The organism is Hephaestia caeni (assembly GCF_003550065.1).
Taxonomy (GTDB): domain Bacteria; phylum Pseudomonadota; class Alphaproteobacteria; order Sphingomonadales; family Sphingomonadaceae; genus Sphingomonas; species Sphingomonas caeni_A.
Window position 1 is genome coordinate 152,940 of record NZ_QXDC01000003.1, and the last position, 17,262, is coordinate 170,201.

Annotated in this window: 14 protein-coding genes and 2 tRNA genes; 9 read left to right on the top strand and 7 right to left on the bottom strand. The window is 66.7% G+C overall.

What is annotated here, in order from left to right; translation table 11 throughout:
• Positions 1-45: 45 nt before the first annotated feature.
• Complete coding sequence (gene typA / locus DFR49_RS09260) at positions 46-1,878, bottom strand: translational GTPase TypA (protein WP_119036331.1); 1,833 nt, start codon at positions 1,876-1,878, stop codon at positions 46-48.
• A 166-nt stretch (positions 1,879-2,044) separates the two neighbouring features.
• Here typA and DFR49_RS09265 point away from each other — a divergent pair, with 166 nt between their 5' ends.
• From DFR49_RS09265 to DFR49_RS09275, 3 genes are all read left to right on the top strand, one after another.
• Positions 2,045-3,952: a TonB-dependent receptor gene (locus tag DFR49_RS09265; RefSeq protein ID WP_170150984.1), complete on the top strand. Its 1,908-nt coding sequence runs from the start codon at positions 2,045-2,047 to the stop codon at positions 3,950-3,952.
• Positions 3,953-4,066: 114 nt separating this feature from the next.
• On the top strand, positions 4,067-5,272 hold the full coding sequence (locus tag DFR49_RS09270) for a toxic anion resistance protein (protein WP_119036332.1): 1,206 nt from the start codon (positions 4,067-4,069) through the stop codon (positions 5,270-5,272).
• A gap of 2 nt (positions 5,273-5,274) precedes the next feature.
• Positions 5,275-5,985, top strand: a complete 711-nt coding sequence (locus DFR49_RS09275; RefSeq protein WP_119035493.1) for a hypothetical protein — start codon at positions 5,275-5,277, stop codon at positions 5,983-5,985.
• 16 nt (positions 5,986-6,001) lie between these two features.
• On the opposite strand, the gene DFR49_RS09280 is transcribed toward DFR49_RS09275, so the two are convergent.
• The 4 genes from DFR49_RS09280 to DFR49_RS09295 all read right to left on the bottom strand — a co-directional run bounded on the left by DFR49_RS09280 (position 6,002) and on the right by DFR49_RS09295 (position 10,432).
• A complete protein-coding gene (locus tag DFR49_RS09280) occupies positions 6,002-6,781 on the bottom strand; it encodes a 3'(2'),5'-bisphosphate nucleotidase CysQ (protein ID WP_119035494.1) in 780 nt (259 codons plus the stop codon).
• Entirely contained in the window at positions 6,774-8,108 is a 1,335-nt protein-coding gene (locus DFR49_RS09285; protein WP_119035495.1) for a TldD/PmbA family protein, read from the bottom strand. The genes DFR49_RS09280 and DFR49_RS09285 overlap by 8 nt, the downstream gene beginning before the upstream one ends.
• Positions 8,109-8,279: 171 nt before the next feature.
• Positions 8,280-9,194, bottom strand: a complete 915-nt coding sequence (gene ubiA, locus DFR49_RS09290) for a 4-hydroxybenzoate octaprenyltransferase (protein WP_119035496.1) — start codon at positions 9,192-9,194, stop codon at positions 8,280-8,282.
• The gene (locus DFR49_RS09295; protein ID WP_119035497.1) at positions 9,191-10,432 is read right to left on the bottom strand and encodes an ABC transporter permease; all 1,242 of its coding nucleotides are present in this window, start codon (positions 10,430-10,432) and stop codon (positions 9,191-9,193) included. Before DFR49_RS09295 ends, ubiA begins: the two co-directional genes overlap by 4 nt.
• 157 nt (positions 10,433-10,589) lie before the next feature.
• On the opposite strand from DFR49_RS09295, the gene DFR49_RS09300 reads away from it, so the two are divergent.
• The gene (locus tag DFR49_RS09300; protein WP_119035498.1) at positions 10,590-11,333 is read left to right on the top strand and encodes a 16S rRNA (uracil(1498)-N(3))-methyltransferase; all 744 of its coding nucleotides are present in this window, start codon (positions 10,590-10,592) and stop codon (positions 11,331-11,333) included.
• Between the two features lie 43 nt (positions 11,334-11,376).
• Positions 11,377-12,750: a glutamate--cysteine ligase gene (locus DFR49_RS09305; RefSeq protein ID WP_119035499.1), complete on the top strand. Its 1,374-nt coding sequence runs from the start codon at positions 11,377-11,379 to the stop codon at positions 12,748-12,750.
• Positions 12,751-12,753: 3 nt separating this feature from the next.
• Here the strand turns inward: DFR49_RS09305 and DFR49_RS09310 are convergent, their stop codons facing one another.
• Positions 12,754-14,046 (bottom strand): methyltransferase family protein, encoded by a 1,293-nt coding sequence (locus tag DFR49_RS09310; RefSeq protein ID WP_119036333.1) that lies wholly within the window; start codon positions 14,044-14,046, stop codon positions 12,754-12,756.
• Between the two features lie 100 nt (positions 14,047-14,146).
• Here DFR49_RS09310 and DFR49_RS09315 point away from each other — a divergent pair.
• Together DFR49_RS09315 and DFR49_RS21955 are read left to right on the top strand one after the other, a co-directional pair.
• A tRNA-Gly gene (locus DFR49_RS09315) sits at positions 14,147-14,220 on the top strand.
• Between the two features lie 104 nt (positions 14,221-14,324).
• The gene (locus tag DFR49_RS21955; RefSeq protein ID WP_170150985.1) at positions 14,325-14,489 is read left to right on the top strand and encodes a hypothetical protein; all 165 of its coding nucleotides are present in this window, start codon (positions 14,325-14,327) and stop codon (positions 14,487-14,489) included.
• 49 nt (positions 14,490-14,538) lie between these two features.
• Here DFR49_RS21955 and DFR49_RS09320 read toward each other — a convergent pair.
• A tRNA-Tyr gene (locus DFR49_RS09320) sits at positions 14,539-14,624 on the bottom strand.
• Positions 14,625-14,770: 146 nt separating this feature from the next.
• On the opposite strand from DFR49_RS09320, the gene DFR49_RS09325 reads away from it, so the two are divergent.
• Together DFR49_RS09325 and rlmB are read left to right on the top strand one after the other, a co-directional pair.
• The gene (locus DFR49_RS09325) at positions 14,771-16,393 is read left to right on the top strand and encodes a M20/M25/M40 family metallo-hydrolase (protein ID WP_119035500.1); all 1,623 of its coding nucleotides are present in this window, start codon (positions 14,771-14,773) and stop codon (positions 16,391-16,393) included.
• Complete coding sequence (gene rlmB / locus DFR49_RS09330; protein WP_119035501.1) at positions 16,393-17,136, top strand: 23S rRNA (guanosine(2251)-2'-O)-methyltransferase RlmB; 744 nt, start codon at positions 16,393-16,395, stop codon at positions 17,134-17,136. Before DFR49_RS09325 ends, rlmB begins: the two co-directional genes overlap by 1 nt.
• Positions 17,137-17,262 lie beyond the last annotated feature (126 nt).

Below are 17,262 nucleotides of genomic sequence, written 5' to 3' on the forward strand. Positions count from 1 at the left end.
TCAGCATGTTGCATCGACTTCCGGCGCGCGGCAAGCGTCAGGTGGTCAGGCCGCGTCCTTCTGCCGCGACGCGCGCTTGCGCTCGTGCGGGTCGAGGTGGCGCTTGCGCAGGCGGATCGACTTGGGCGTTACCTCGACCAACTCGTCGTCGTCGATATAGGCGATCGCCTGTTCGAGCGTCAGCCGCTTGGGCGGGGTGAGGCGGATCGCGTCGTCCTTGCCGCCCGAGGCACGGAAGTTGGTGAGCTGCTTCGCCTTCATCGGGTTGACTTCGAGATCGTCGGTCTTGGCGTTCTCACCGATGATCATGCCTTCGTAGAGCGGATCGCCGGGCGCAACCATCAGCACGCCGCGTTCCTCGAGGAAGCCGAGCGCATAGGCATTGGCCTCGCCGCTGCCGTTGGAGATCAGCACGCCGTTCTTCCGCCCGACGATGTTGCCCTTGTAGGGGCCGTATTTCTCGAACAGCCGGTTCATGATCCCGGTGCCGCGCGTGTCGGACAGAAACTCGCCGTGATAGCCGATCAGGCCGCGCGAGGGCGCGGAGAAGGTGATCCGCGTCTTGCCGCCGCCCGAGGGGCGCATGTCGGTCATCTCGGCCTTGCGGGTCGCCATTTTCTCGACGACGGTGCCCGAATATTCGTCGTCGACGTCGATGACGACGGTTTCGTACGGTTCCTCGCGGCCGTTGCCTTCGTCGCGGAACAGCACGCGCGGACGGCTGATGCCGAGTTCGAAGCCCTCGCGGCGCATCGTTTCGATCAGCACGCCCAATTGCAGTTCACCACGCCCGGCGACTTCGAACGAATCCTTGTCGGCGGCCTCGGTGATGTGGATCGCGACGTTCGATTCGGCCTCGCGGAACAGACGGTCGCGGATCATCCGCGACGTGACCTTGGTGCCCTCGCGCCCCGCCATCGGCGAATCGTTGACCGCGAAGCGCATCGACAGCGTCGGCGGGTCGATCGGCTGCGCGTGGAGCGGCTCGCTGACGCTGGTATCGGCGATCGTATTCGCCACCGTCGCGACCGTGAGCCCGGCGAGGCTGATGATATCGCCGGCCTTGGCTTCCTCGACAGGCACGCGATCGAGCCCACGGAAGCTCATCAGCTTCGATGCGCGGCCGGTTTCGACGATGTTGCCGTCGTTATCGAGCGCGTGGATAGGCTGGTTGAGCTTGACGGTGCCGCTCGCGACGCGGCCGGTGAGGATGCGGCCGAGGAAATTGTCGCGATCGAGCAACGTCACCAGGAAAGTGAACGCCGCGTCGGGATCGACATCGGGGGCGGGCACGTGCTCGACGATCTTCTCGAACAGCGGCGCCAACGTGCCTTCGCGCACATCGGCATCGGTGCCGGCATAGCCGTTGCGGCCCGAGGCAAAAAGAACCGGAAAATCGAGCTGTTCGTCGGTGGCGTCGAGGCTGACGAACAGATCGAACACCTCGTCGAGCACTTCCTGCGCGCGGCTGTCGGCGCGGTCGATCTTGTTGACGACGACGATCGGCTTGAGCCCGAGCGCGAGCGCCTTGCCGGTGACGAACTTGGTCTGCGGCATCGCGCCTTCGGCCGAATCGACGAGCAGGATCACGCCATCGACCATCGACAGGATGCGTTCGACCTCACCACCGAAATCGGCGTGGCCCGGCGTATCGACGATGTTGATGCGGGTGGTGCCGTGCGCCCCTTCCCATTCGATCGAGGTGCATTTGGCGAGGATCGTGATCCCGCGTTCGCGTTCGAGATCGCCCGAATCCATCGCGCGTTCGTCGACGCGCTGGTTCTCGCGGAAGGTGCCGGACTGGCGGAAGAGCTGATCGACGAGCGTGGTCTTGCCGTGATCGACGTGGGCAATGATCGCCACGTTGCGTAGGGGCATGGGCATTTCCTGGAAATGAGGTGCGCGCGCCATATAGCAATTGCTGCGTTGCGGGAAGGGCGCATGAAAGGCTGGCGTGTCGCGGCCGGCGGCGCTAGCTTTGGCCCATTAAAACAACAAAATAGTGCGAACTGGGGGATATATGGGGGGACGGACGACAGGCGCATTGCGCCTGGGTGCGGCCATATCGGTGTTGGCGGCGGTGCCCGCGGCGGCGCAGAATCGCTCGGGCGACAATGCCGTGACGCAGGCCGAGGACGCGTTCGGCGTCTCGATCGGCCGCGAGACGCTGGGCATCTATTCATCGAGCAATGCGCGCGGTTTTTCGCCCTCGGCGGCGGGCAATGTGCGCGTCGAAGGGCTCTATTTCGATCCGGTCTATCTGCTGACGAGCATCCTCGCCGAATCGGCGAGCGTGAAGGTGGGGCTTTCGGCGCAAAGCTATCCGTTCGCCGCACCGAGCGGGATCGTCGATTTCTCGCTTCGGCGCCCGGGGGACAAAGCGGGGCAATCGTTCCTGTTCGATAGCGACAGCTTCGGCAGCTATGGGCTCGAACTGGACGGTTCGCTGCCGGTCTCGCAAACGCTCGGCATCGGTTACGGCGTCAATTTCGGCCGCAGCGAATATCCCGACGGCACCGACGGGCAGCATCTTTCGGGCGCAGTCTATGCGCGCTGGGGCCCGTCCGACGATATCGAGCTGGTGCCGTTCTGGACGGCCTCGAAATCGTACAATGATGAAGCGGGGCCTTATTACATCCCGGCGGGCGATTATCTGCCGCCCCAACCCGAACAGCGCCGTTTCGACGGCCCCGGCTGGGCAGACACCCGCTATGTCGCGGGCAATCACGGGCTGATCGCGCGCTACGTGCCTACCGAGAACTGGGAGGTGCGCGCGGGCGCATTCCGATCGGTCTATGATGCGCAGGCGGGCTATACCAACCTGCTGCTCGACGTGACGCCCGAGGGCGACGCCGACCGGCTGATCATCGCCGATCCGCGCGCCAAGCAGGAATCGGTGAGCGGCGAGCTTCGCGTGACGCGGCTGATCGCGGACGGGCCGCGGCTGCACACGATCCATCTCAGCCTTCGCGGCCGCCGATCGAGCGGCGATTATGGCGGATCGGACGAGGTCGACCTGGGGCCGACGCGGATCGGCGTACCGGTGATCGCCGACAAACCCGATTTCACTTTTGGCGAGGTGAGCACTGACAAGGTGCGCCAGCTCAATTACGGCGTTTCGTACGAAGGCCGGTGGAAGGGCGTGGGGGAGCTGGGCTTCGGCATTTCCAAGGCCGATTACCGCAAGCGCACGCTCTACCCCGCGACCGCGCCGATCGTCGCACAATCGCATCCGTGGATCTACAACGCCACCGCCGCGGGCTATCTGACGGCCAAGCTCGCGCTCTATGCGGGCTATGCGCGAGGGCTGGAGGAAAGCGGCGTCGCGCCGCCCAACGCCACCAACCGCAACCAGCCGCTGCCCGCGATCCTCACCTCGCAGCGCGACGCGGGGCTGCGTTATTACCTGACCGAGCGGGTCAAGCTGGTGGCCGGCGTGTTCGACCTGCGGCGGCCCTATTTCGGCTATGATGCGAGCGGCCGCTATGCGCGGATCGGGACGACGCGCAACCAGGGCATCGAGATGTCGGTTTCGGGCGCGCTCACCAGGCGGCTGAACATGGTCGCGGGCGGCGTGTTCCTCAAACCGCGCGTGATCGAGGATGCGACCGCCGCGACCGCGATCGGCAAGCGGCCGGTGGGGCTGCCCGACCATTTCATCAACTTCAACCTCAACTGGCGGACGCCGATCGCCGAGGGGCTGTCGTTCGATCTGGCCGGCGTGCATCGCGGCAAGACTCCGGCGACCACCGACAATGCGCTCTACGTGCCACCGCGGCTGACGGTGAACCTCGGCGCGCGCTATCTGTTCAAGCTCGATGGCAAGGACGCGTTGTTCCGGGTGCAGATCGTCAACCTGTTCGACGAACAGGGGTTCAGCATCGCGGGCCCGGGCATCTATGCCGCCAACGCCGGTCGCTACCTCAGCGGCTATTTCGCGATCGATTTCTGACGCGGAGCGGTGATGGTACATGGTTGAACTGCGCCGGTGTCATAGATAGATGATACACTTGCAGCGCGGCGCAAAGCGGATCATCTATTCATCCGCGCGAGCATGGAGACGATGATGGCGACCACGGCGACCGAAACGGCCGAACAGGATCTGAAGCTGACCCCGCCCGAGCCGGTGCCGGTGGTGGCGCCCGAAAAGGCCGTCGGGCTGGTGCCCGTCGACGACGCGACCAAGACCAAGCTCGAGGAGCGCGTCGACGCGTTCGTCACCGATCTGGTCGCGCAGGATGCCAACAGCCCCGAATTCGGCAAGCGCGTCGATGCGATCAGCGCGATGGGGCAGCGCGAGATCCGCGAGGCGGCGGGGCAATCGAATCGTTTCCTCGACCGGCCCGTGCGCGCGATGGACAAGGATAATGGCGTCGGCGCCGACCTCGCGCAGCTTCGCCGCACGATCGAGGAACTCGATCCGGGCCGGCAGGGCAGCCTGACGGGGCCGCGCAAATTGCTGGGGATCATCCCGTTCGGCAACAAGATGAAGAATTATTTCGACGGCTATCGCTCGTCGCAGACGCATATCGCGGCGATCCTCAAGAGCCTCGGCTCGGGCAAGGACGAGCTGTTGATGGACAATGCCGCGATCGACACCGAGCGCGCCAATCTGTGGACCGCGATGGGGCGGCTCGAACAGATGATCGTGCTGTCGAAAACGATGGACCAGAAGCTCGAGGACACCGCCAACGATCTCGACCACAGCGACCCCGCCAAGGCCAAGGCGATCCGCGAGACCGCGCTGTTCTACGCCCGCCAGCGCACGCAGGATCTGCTGACGCAGATGGCGGTGACGGTGCAGGGCTATCTCGCGCTCGATCTGGTCAAGAAGAACAATGTCGAGCTGGTGAAGGGCGTCGATCGCGCCTCGACCACCACCGTCGCGGCGCTGCGCACTGCCGTCACCGTCGCGCAGGCGCTGACCAGTCAGAAACTGGTGCTCGACCAGATCACCGCGCTCAACACCACCACCGCGGGGATCATCGATTCGACCGGCAAATTGCTCAAGAGCCAGACCGCGACGATCCACGAACAGGCCGCCGCCTCGACGATTCCCGTCGAGACGCTCCAGCGCGCGTTCCAGAATATCTACGACACGATGGACGCGATCGACACGTTCAAGCTGAAGGCGCTCGATTCGATGAAAACGACGGTCGATACGTTGTCGACCGAGGTCGAGAAGTCGCGCGGCTATATCGCGCGGGCCGAGGGCGCAGCGCAGAATGCGGGCGCATCGGCCAACGAGCAGTTCAAGCTCGAGGCGCTGTGAGGATGAGCGAGGTCGACGAGCAGATCGCGCGCTCGAACGAGCTGCTCAACCGCACGTCGGAACGCTATCGCTCGCTCTCGTCGCGGCGGCGCGAACGGCAGAAGCAGACGCTGGTGAGCCGGCTGGGGCGGATCGCAGCGGCGGATATCGCGATTCTACTGGGCGCGATGGTGCTCGGCTGGTTCGTGCCGCTGGGGATCGGCGGCGCGATGCTGGTGATGCTGTTGCTGCTCGTCGCCACGATCGGCTTCGCGATCTTCCCGAGCGAAGCGACGATCACGACCGAGAAGCTCGACGAGGCGCCGCTCAAATATCTGCCGATGCGCACCGAGCAATGGCTCGAACGCCAGCGCGGCACGCTGCCGACGTCGGCGCAGCGGCTTCTCGATGGGATCGGGCAGCGGCTCGAGACGCTGGGGCCGCAGCTCGTCAATCTCGACGACGCCAGCCCCGCGGCATCCGAGGTCCGCAAGCTGGTGGGCGACAATCTGCCCGAACTGGTCAAGGGCTATGGCCGCGTCCCCGAACCGCTCCGGCGCGTCGAGCGCAACGGCAAGACCCCCGATCAGCAATTGCTCGACGGGCTCGGCGTGATCGATCGCGAGATCGCGCAGATGACGCGGCAACTGGCCGAAGGTGATCTCGATCTGCTCGCGACACGCGGGCGCTATCTCGAGATCAAATATCAGGGCGACGATACGATCGAGGGGTAATTTCCCCCACGCGCCCCTATCGCGCGGCGTATCTTTCGGCGCGGTCGCGTAGCCGCTCGACCGCAGCCCCGTGCAGCCCCGTCGCGGTTGCCAGCACGCCAAACGCCTCGGCGCTACGGGTGTTGAACGCGAGCGGCTGGCCGAAGGCGTCCGAAATCTCGGCACCCGTCTCGCGCGCGATCAGCGTCGCGGCGGCGATGTCCCATTCGTGGCCCCAGCGCAGCGTCGCGACGAGATCGGCCTCGCCGGCGGCAACCATCGCGATCCTGAGCGCAATGGAATTGGGGCAATAGACCGCGACGAGATCGCGATCGACCTTGGGTAGCGCCTCGCTCGGCACGCGGGCGCCGGCAAGCTCGGTACGATGCGCCGCACGAATCAGGGCGCCGTTGAGCGTCGCGCCCTGCCCGGTCTCGGCGCGGAAGACGGCGGCGCGCGGCGGACAATCGAGCACACCGATCACCGGCTGGCCGTGTTCGACCAGCGCGACCGACACCGCCCAGCCTTCACGCCCGCGTATATAATCGCGCGTCCCGTCGATCGGATCGACCACCCAGAGGCGGCCCCTGGTCAGCCGATCATCATTGTCGACGGTTTCCTCGGACAGCCAGCCGGCATCGGGAAGCAGCGCCGTCAGCCGTGTGCGCAACAGCGCGTCGACTTCCAGATCGACCTCGCAGACGGGGTTGCCAGGGGTCTTGTCCCAGCGCCGGAAATCGGTGCGCCAGCGGGTGAAGGCAAGCCGCCCTGCCTCTTGCGCGATCGCCGCTACGGCGTCGGCGAGCGCCTCAGCCACTCGCCACCGTCATCCCTTCGATCCTGATTGTCGGTGCGTCCACGCCATAGCGATACGCGAGATCGCTGGCGGGCGTAAGGCCGGCGAACATATCCTTCAGATTGCTCGCGATCGTGAATTCGCTGACCGGCGCGACGATCTCCCCGCCCTCGATCAGGAAGCCCGAGGCGCCGCGGCTGTAATCGCCGGTGACCAGATTGACCCCCTGCCCGATGACTTCGGTGACGAGCACGCCGCGGTCGATCTCGCCGATCAGCGTGTCGCGCGGTACCTTGCCCGCCGCCATCGCGAGATTGCCCGGCGAGACGCCGCCGCCGCGCGCGGCGTGGCCGGTGGGCTCCAACCCCAATTGGCGTGCGGCGGCGCTATCGAGCAGCCAGGTTTCGAGCATCCCGTCGGTGACGATCGGGGTGGGCGACACGGGCAGCCCCTCACCATCATAGGGACGCGAGCGCAAGCCGCGGGGGCGGTGCGGATCGTCGGCGATGTCGACGCCGCGCGCGAACACCCGGCTGCCGAGGCAATCGAGCAGGAAGCTCGTCTTGCGGGTGATCGCACCGCCCGAAATCGCACCAAGCAGATGGCCGAGCAGGCTGCCGCTGATCCGCGAATCGAACACCACCGGCATCGCGCCGCTCCTGACGCGGCCCGGGTTGAGGCGGGCCACCGCGCGCTCACCCGCACGCACGCCGATCGCGGCCGCGCTTTCGAGCGCAGCGGCGTGGCGCGCCGAATGATGCGCCGAATCGCGCTCCATCGCGCCGCTGGTGCCTGCCAGCACGCTGGCATGGAGGCCGTAGCGCGTCAGTTCGTAGGCGCCCGCGAAGCCGTGGCTGGTCGCGATCGCCGAGACCGCGCGCGCCGCCCCCGCGCCCGCGCCTTCGCTATTGGTGACGCCTTCCACCGCGCGCGCGGCATCCTCTGCCTCGAGCGCGAGTGCCTTGAGCGCTTCGGGGCTCGGTTCGGCGCGATCGGCGAGATCGAGTTGCGGGGGCGCGCCGCGGAGCAAGCGATCGGCGGGAGCAAGGCCGGCCCATTTATCCTCGGGCGCCTCGCGCGCCATGCGGATCGCACGATCGACGAGGTCGTCGAGCGCGGCGCCGGCAAGATCCGACGTCGAGACGCTGGCGTTGCGGCGCCCGCAAAAGACGCGCAGGCCCAAATCCTCGGTTTCCGAACGGCCGACATCCTCCAGCGCGCCAAGGCGCACCGACACGTCGAGCGCGGCGTGCGCGGAGAAGCCGACATCGGCGGCATCGGCCCCGGCGCGGCGCGCGCGGGCGACGACATCCTCGACGAGCGCACGGGCTTGGTCTGGCGATTTCATGCGGTGCCACTTAGGAGCGGCGCGGCCGGAATCAAAGCAGTGCTCTGTGCTGTTTCAATTACCTTGAAACACAGAGCGGCACCGGCCCGCTCCCCCACCCCACCACCCAAGTCATTATGCTGCATGGGTGGTGGGGTGGGGGAGCGGGCCGGTGCCGCTTAATAAACTGGCTCAAAGCGCCTGGCCGACGACGACGCAGCCGAGAAACATCAGCAGCCCGGCAAAGCGGTTCGCGCGGAAGCGGTCGAGCGCGTTGGCGCCGTCTTCGGTATCGAGCGTGGCGATCTGCCAGCCGAAATGGAGCGCGACCGGCGCGAGCGCGACAAAGGCGAGCGGATCGGCGCGCACCTGCCAGATCGCCACCGCCCACAACGCCAGCGCAAGGGCATAGAAGCCGGCAGTGCCCACGCGGACATGGCGCCCCATCCTGAGCGCCGACGAGCGCACCCCGATCAGTGCGTCATCCTCACGATCCTGAAGCGCGTAGATCGTATCGTAGCCGATCACCCACGCGATCGCCCCGCCGTAAAGCAACAGCCCCGGCAGCGTCAGCGCGCCCGCGACCTCGGACCAGCCGACCAGCGCCGCCCATGAGAAGACCAGCCCGAGCCACGCCTGGGGCCACCAGGTGATCCGCTTCATGAACGGGTAAGCGGCAACGGGCGCGAGGCTGGCGAGCGCGACGATCGCGGCATAGGCCGAGAGCTGGAGCAGCACGACCAGCCCGATCAGGCACAGCAGCACCAGCCAGACCCATGCCGCGGTGAGCGACACCGCGCCCGAGGCGAGTGGGCGGGCGCGGGTGCGCGCCACTTTGCGATCAAGGTCGCGATCGACGATGTCGTTATAGACGCAGCCCGCGCCGCGCATCGCGATCGCGCCGAGCAGCAGCCACGCGATCAGATCCCAGCGGCGGAATGCACCGCCAGCCAGCGCGACGCCCCACGCTCCCGGCCAGAACAGCAGCCACCAGCCGATCGGGCGATCGAATCGCGCCAGCAAGGCGAACGCCCGTAACCGCGGCGGCAGATGCCCAACGAGGCCGCGATGCTGGGTATCGGGGACGATCTCGGCGGGTGCGGTCATTCGTAGCGCAGCACTTCGGCCGGATCGACCGCGGCGGCGCGGGTGGCGGGGAACAGCGTCGCCAGCACCGTACCGACCAGCGTCATCACCACGATCCCGACAAGTTCGAGCGGGCCGATGATGAAGGGCATATCGAGGAAGATGCCATAGCCGCTGGGCGCGGCGTTGCTCGCCATCTGCGCGCCGAGCGCGGCTGAAAGCGGCGCCTTCGAAAAGACGAGCCCGAGCCCGATCGCGAGCCCGACGACGGTGCCGATCCCGCCGATCACGCTGCCCACCGCGACGAAGATGCGGATCACCGACGCGCGCGAGGCGCCCATCGTGCGGACGATCGCGATCTCGCGGTGGCGCGAGCGGACCAGCATGACCAGCGACGACATGATGTTGAACAAGGCGACGAGCACCACCAGCGACAGCACGATGAACATGCCAACATGCTCGACCGCGAGCGCATCGAACAGCGCCTTGTTCATCTCGCGCCACGTCTGAAGCGTCGCCTTGCCCGCCAGTTTCGCCTTGAGGGGCGCGAGGATGCGATCGGCATGTTCGGAATCGCGGGTCTTGACGTCGATCCGGCTGACAACGTCGCCCGCGCCGACCATGCGCTGGACCGCGGGCATCGTCGCGACGATGCGGGTCGAATCGTACTTTGCGTTGTCCGAATGGAAGATGCCGGCGAGGCGGAAACTGTAGAAATCGGTGTCGATGCCGCCGTCGGGCTCGAAACGGACCATCATCAGCGACACCGGTTCGCCGACATAGACGCCGAGCTGTTCGGCAAGGCCGCTGCCGATCACGACCTCGCCGTCGCCCTGCGGCGCGTGGCCGGTGACGAGCGCCTGCCCCGGCTGGACGAGCGGGTTGGTGGCGAGCCGATCGGGCGGCAACCCTTGAAGATCGGCGGCATAGGTGCGGCCGTTGACGCTGGCGACGACGTCGCGTTCGATCGCGGGGCCGGCAGAAACCACGCCGGGAGTGGCCTGTGCGGCAGCGGCGAGCTGACGCCAATCCTGAAGAAATTCGCCCGGCCGGGTGACCGAGGCATCGCCGTCAATGCTCGCGAATTGCTGCACCAGCCGCGCCTCGGCGCCGTTCATCACGCTCATCACGAGGATCAGCGAGGCGACGCCAATCGTCACGCCGAGCATGCCGATCGCGGCGACGAGGAGCACGATCCGCCCGCCCACGCCGGGCAGCAGATAACGCCCGATCAGCATCCGTTCGAACCGGGAAAGCATGGCCCAAGTCCCTCGCCGATCGTAGCGGACGCCGCAAGCTGTTTCGCTTTCGGGGCAGACGCGCACGGCGCGGCGTGCCGGAATTTGTTCCGCTTGCGTGGAAGCGGGCCGGTGCCGCCTCTGTTTCAGTTACGCTGAAACAGCTTATAGCGACCTCATGCCCGCAACCCCCGCCTGGCCACCGCAATCGACACCGCGCCTGTTCGTCGAGGCGCCCCTGCATGCGGGCGCCGCCATTCCGCTTGACGGCGCGCCCGCACATTATCTGCTGTCGGTAATGCGGCTGAAGGAGGGCGATCCGGTCAAGCTGTTTGACGGAATGAGCGGCGAATGGCTGGGCATCGCGCGCGCGGTGCGCAAGCGCGATCTCGTGCTCGAGGTGACCGAAAAGCTGCGCGAACGCGAAGCGGTGCCCGATCTCTGGCTGTGCGCGGCGCCGATCAAGAAAGGCCGGATCGACTGGGTGGCCGAGAAGGCTTGCGAGTTGGGCGTCGCGCGACTGGTGCCGGTGCTGACACGCCGCACCGTTGTCGATCGCGTCAAGGACGAGCGGTTGCGCGCGCATATGATCGAGGCCGCCGAGCAATGCGGGCGCACCGCGGTTCCCGAGCTTGGCGAGACGCTGACGCTCGATGCGATGCTCGCCCGCTGGCCCACCGGGCGCGCCTTGTTCTTCGCCGACGAAACCGGCGGCGCGCCGGCGCTGGACGCGATGCGCGCTCGCGCCGGCCCGGCGGCGATCCTGATCGGCCCCGAAGGCGGGTTCGATGATGCCGAGCGCGCGGCGATCCGAGCGCTGCCTCAGGCGATCGGCATCAGCCTTGGCCCGCGTATCCTGCGCGCCGACACCGCCGCTGCGGCGACGGTGGCCTTATGGATGGCAGCAGCGGGCGATTGGTGATTCTGATCTAGCGCCGCCCGGCCCCCTCCCCTACATCGCGCGCATGACGACCAAGACCGTGACGGACAGCCACGCGGCGGTGATCGAAAGCCGGTCACAGCTCATCGACAGCTTCGCGCGCGGCGAGAAGCCTAGGGAACGCTGGCGGATCGGCACCGAGCACGAGAAGTTCGTCTATGCCAAGAGCGATCTTCACGCACCGAGCTATGACGAGCCCGGCGGTATCCGCGACCTGCTGACGGGCCTCACCGAATTCGGCTGGCAGCCGGTCGAGGAGGCGGGCAAGATCATCGCGCTGACCGGCCCCGACGGCGCCATCAGCCTCGAGCCTGCGGGGCAGTTCGAGCTTTCGGGCGCCCCGCTCGACAATCTGCACGAGACCTGTGCCGAGGCGGCGCGGCATCTGGAGCAGGTGAAGGCCGTCGGCGATCGGCTCGGGCTCGGATTTCTCGGGCTGGGCATGTGGCCCGACAAGACGCGCGCCGACCTGCCGGTGATGCCCAAGGGCCGCTACGCCATCATGCTGCGGCACATGCCGCGCGTGGGCGATCTGGGGCTCGACATGATGCTTCGGACCTGCACGATCCAGGTCAACCTCGATTACGCCTCCGAAGCCGATATGGTGAAGAAGTTCCGCGTCGGGCTCGCGCTTCAGCCGCTCGCGACGGCGTTGTTCGCCAACTCGCCCTTCACCGAGAAGAAGCCCAACGGCTATCTTTCGTATCGCAGCCATATCTGGTCCGACACCGATCCGGCGCGCACGGGGATGCTGCCGTTCGTGTTCGAGGCTGGCTTCGGATACGAGCGCTACGCCGACTATATGCTCGATGTGCCGATGTACTTCGTCTATCGCGACGGCCGTTATATCGACGCCGCCGGGCTGTCGTTCCGCGATTTCCTGAAGGGCGAGCTGGCGGCGCTGCCCGGCGAGAAACCGACGCTCGACGACTGGAACGATCACCTGTCGACCGCCTTTCCCGAGGTCCGGCTCAAGACCTTCCTCGAGATGCGCGGCGCCGACGGCGGGCCGTGGGGGCGGATCTGCGCGCTGCCGGCGTTCTGGGTGGGGCTGCTCTACGACGCGGGCGCGCTCGATGCGGCGTGGGATGTTGTCAAGCACTGGACGATGGAGGAGCGCGAGGCATTGCGCAACGCGGTGCCCAAGCTGGCGCTCGACGCGCCGATCGCGGGTGGCGGCATTTTGCGCGACATCGCGGGCGAGGTGCTCGATATCGCGGCGGCGGGATTGTCGGCGCGCGGCCGGCTCAATTCGTCGGGCGACAACGAATCGGGTTTTCTCGAGCCGCTGCGCGAGATCGTGCGGACCGGCAAGGTGCCCGCGCAGACGCTGCTCGATCAATATCGCGGGTCGTGGGACGAGGATGTTTGCCGGCTCTATCGCGAGACGCGGTTCTAGGCCCTAGCCACTCGACCGCCCACGCAGGCGCGCGAACAGGCGTGGGACGGGGCCGTTGCGTTCCATCCATTCCCAATAGGCGACGTAATCGGGATCGGCCTTGAGGTGCTTTTCCTCGGTCTTGGCGCGCCAGTAATAGACGCCGCTGACGACCGCGAGGATCAGCGTGTTGCGCGCGGCATCGACAAGGCTGCCGGTGGTGAGGAAGGGCAAGGTCGCGCACCACCAGAACAGGTTCTTGGCGAGATAGGCCGGGTGGCGCGACAGCGCGTAGGGGCCGTGCGTCAGGATGCCGCGATGCGTGAGGTTCGAGAAGCGCAGCCCGAACGCGACCGTCGCCCAGGCGTAGATCGCGGTGAGCAGCACGAGGACAATGCCGGTCGCGCTCAAGAGCCACGGATGCCCGGCGAACCAGTGCATCCAGCTTCCGTCGCTGAAATTGCCGATGCGGTAATCGAGCGGGCCGCCATCGTTCATCAGGATGAAGGGCGGATAACAGATCAGCGCCGCCGCCCAGGCCGAGGCATAAGGATTGGCGGTGCGGATATGCGCATCGAGCGGCCGCATCGTCAGCATATAGCCGACCGTCGCGAAGCCCACGTCGACGACGAACATGAAGGTGATCAGCCAATTGGCGAGCGCGACCGGATCGTCGAACAGCGCGCCCGTATCGGCGCGGATGAAATCGCCGAACCCGCCGGGCACGATCGCGAGCATGAAGGCGAGGTAGAAGCCCTTGACCGCCCAGCTTCGCAGATGGTTGGCGATCGCCTCGCGGTCTGCGGGTTCGGTGCCCATCAGCCAGGCGCCGAGCGCATAGGCGCCGTCTTTAGGCTCGATCAGCCGGCGATCGAGCCACAGCACATAGGGAACCGAGAGCACGAAGACGAACGGCGCCGCGCGTTGCAGGCACCACATCGCGAACGCGAAATTATCTTCCCAGTAGAAACGGAAGGTAGCGTAGATAATCGCGATGCCGGCCCAGGTGAGCCACAATCCCGCAATCTTGGTGAGGCTGATGTCGAGCGTCTCGCGCCACGGGCGCACCGTCTTCCAGTCGATGCCCGTAGAGGCGCGGCGATGGACCTTGTCGACGACCAGCGCCCACAGCACCATCGGCACCCCGCACGCGAGCACATTGACGAGCGCGGCATAGGGACCGTCCATCCCCACCAGCCGCGCGATCACGCACCAGCCGATCATCCCGACCATCCCCGCCAGCCCGATGCCGTGGCCGACCGCCGATGCCGGCCGCGGGTCCGTGGTGGCGGCGGCGAGGGATTTATCGTGGAACATCGGCCGCGGCATAATCCGCAATGGTAAGCAACCCGTGAAGCATGCGTCGCCGCTTGATCTGGCGCGCGCCGCCCGCTACCTCCGCACATCCGGCCCGTGAGCGGGTATAGCACAATGGTAGTGCAGCAGCCTTCCAAGCTGAATACGCGGGTTCGATTCCCGCTACCCGCTCCAATCCTTCGCCTTTGCCTGTCATTTCGCTGCATGTGTCATACAGCGCCGCTACACGCGCGGCGGTGCGTAATCGGGCTTGTAACGAGACGACAGGAGACTCGACCATGCGTATCGCAAAGATCGCGATCACCGCCGGGCTGCTGACGAGCGCGCTGGCGCTCGCGGGCTGCTACAACGACCGCCCGGGCCGCTGGGGCGACCATCACCATCGCGGGCATCATGGCCACCATGATCGCGGTGACCATCGCGGGCACGATTGGCGTCGCTGAGGCGCCGGCGTATCGATCACGGTTCTGGATGATCCCGGCGCCCCGGCGGTGGTGGACAGGGCTGGATTCGAACCAGCGTACGCTCACGCGGGCAGATTTACAGTCTGCTGCCTTTAACCACTCGGCCACCTGTCCCTGGGACCGCCGAAGCGAGGGCGGTCCAATGCCGCCCCGTGCCGCCCATGTCAACGCCCCCATCAACCTCCCGGCCGGGGTTGCGCAGGCTGACACCGCAACCTAGTGCTTGAGCCAGACAATACGCTTTGGTTCGAGGGGGTTTCATGCGCCATTTCGTTCTTGCCGCCGTCGCGCTGGGCGCGGTCGCGATGCCGCTCGCCGCGCAGCCGGCCGATCGCGGAGCGGTCGATCGCGGCGCGGTCAACCGCATCATCGATGAAGGCACCAACCACAGCCAGGTGATGCAGACCGCGCAATATCTCTCCGACATGATCGGCGCGCGGCTCACCAATTCACCGGCGATGCGCAAGGCCGAGGACTGGACGCAATCGCGCTTTCGCGACTGGGGGCTCAAGAACGTCCACAAGGAGGGGTTCGAATTCGGCCGCGGCTGGTGGATCGAGCGATCGCAGGTGCGGATGACGACCCCGCGGGTGATCGAGCTGACCGCGATCCCGATCGCCTGGTCGCCGCCAACCAACGGCACGATCTCCGCCCCCGTCATCGTCGCGCCGATGAGCAAGGCCGAGGATCTCGATCAATGGCGTGGCAAGCTTGCCGGCAAGATCGTGCTGGTGACACGCCCCGACGAAGGCTCCGAGCCCGATCGCGCGCCGTTCCGCCGCTATGACGATGCCGACATCGCCAAGATGGACGAATTCGAGCAGCCCAAATACGATCCCGAGGCCGCCGACCGCCGGATGAAGCGCGCGACCTTCGCCAAGCAGCTCGACGCCTTCCTCAAGGCCGAGGGCGCGCTTGCCTATGCGACGATGTCGTCGCGCGACGGCAAACTGATCCACGGCACGGGCTATCTGTTCGCAAGCGGCGACAGCCAGGTGATGCCGGGCTTCGAGATCGCGGCAGAGGATTATCGCCGCCTCGCGCGGCTCGCCAAGGTGGGGCCGGCGCCCGTCGTCGAGATGACGAGCGTGGTCCATTACGACGATACGGACAGCAAGGCGTACAACATCATCGCCGAGATTCCGGGCAGCGACGCCAAGGCCGGCTATGTGATGGCGGGCGCGCATCTCGATAGCTGGGTTGCGGGCGACGGCGCCGCCGATAACGGCGCGGGCACGGCGATGATCATGGAGGCGGCGCGTATCCTTGCCGACATGGGCGTGCGGCCCAAGCGCACGATCCGCTTCGCGCTCTGGGCGGGCGAAGAACAAGGGTTGCTCGGCAGCCTTGCCTATGTCGAGCAGCATCTGGCGACGCGGGGCGACCCCAACGTGCCCGAAAAGACTGGGCTGGAGCGCTATTTCGGCTGGCAGCAGCGCTGGCCGATCCATCCGCGGCCGGGCTATGGCGACCTTGCCGCCTATTTCAACATCGACAACGGATCGGGCAAATTGCGCGGGCTCTATGCCGAGAACAATCCGGCAGTGGTGCCGATCTTCCGCGAATGGCTGGCGCCGTTCGCGGCGATGGGGGCGAACCATGTCGTGATGAGCCGCACCGGCGGCACCGACCATGTCTTCATGCAGGCGGTGGGCGTGCCGGGCTTCCAGTTCATCCAGGACCCGCTCGACTACGGCAGCCGCCTGCACCACACCAATGTCGATACGTTCGATCATCTGAAGGCCGAGGACATGCGACAGGGATCGATCGTGCTCGCATCGTTGCTGCTCGACGCGGCGAATGCCGACCAGGCGCTCCCCCGTCCGCCGATGCCGACCGAGCCGGTGCCGACCGATCCCTACGCTTATCCGGACGAGGAGTGATGGCGAAGCGCGGCCATCGGCCGAGCCACGGCACCCCGGGCCGCCCCCGCTTCTGGGGGCGGCATGCGGTGACGGCGGCGCTCGCCAACCCCGAACGCACCGTCCGCAAGGTGTGGGGCACGCGCGAGGCGCTCGCCGGACTCGATCTGCCGCCGGTGATTCCGGTCACCTATGCCGACGTTACCGATCTCGCGCGGCTGGTGCCGGGCGACGCCCCGCATCAGGGGATCGTCGCCGAAGTCGACCCGCTCGAGGATATCTGGCTGGGCGATCTGCTCGACCGGCGCGGTGATGACAGGCGCCCGCTGATCGTGCTCGATCAGGTGACCGATCCGCATAATGTCGGCGCGATCTTGCGCTCGGCCGCGGCGTTCGACGCACTCGGCATCGTCACGCAGGATCGCCACGCGCCGCCCGAATCGGGCGTGGTGGCGCGTGCCGCCTCGGGCGCGCTCGAACTGGTACCGTGGGTACGCGTGGTCAACCTCGCGCGCGCGCTCGACGAGATTGCCGAGGCCGAGTTCTGGCGGATCGGCCTCACCGGCAATACCGAGACGACGCTGGCACAGGCGATCGGCGACAGCCGCGTCGCCTTGGTACTCGGCGCCGAAGGCGAAGGGATGCGACAGAATACCGAGGCGCATTGCGATGTGCTCGCGCGGCTGCCGATCTCGCCGAAGATGGAGAGCCTCAACGTCTCCAACGCCGCCGCGATCGCGCTCTATGCCGCAACGGTGGGCTGACCGGCGGGCGGCACGACGCGGCAAGCTTACATTTGATGCCGAATAGGTCTATATAGGTGCGGCTACAGTCGCATATCGACGGTCTTCGGCGCTTTGCGGCACCTTCTTCCTTCTTTCCCTGCTGCC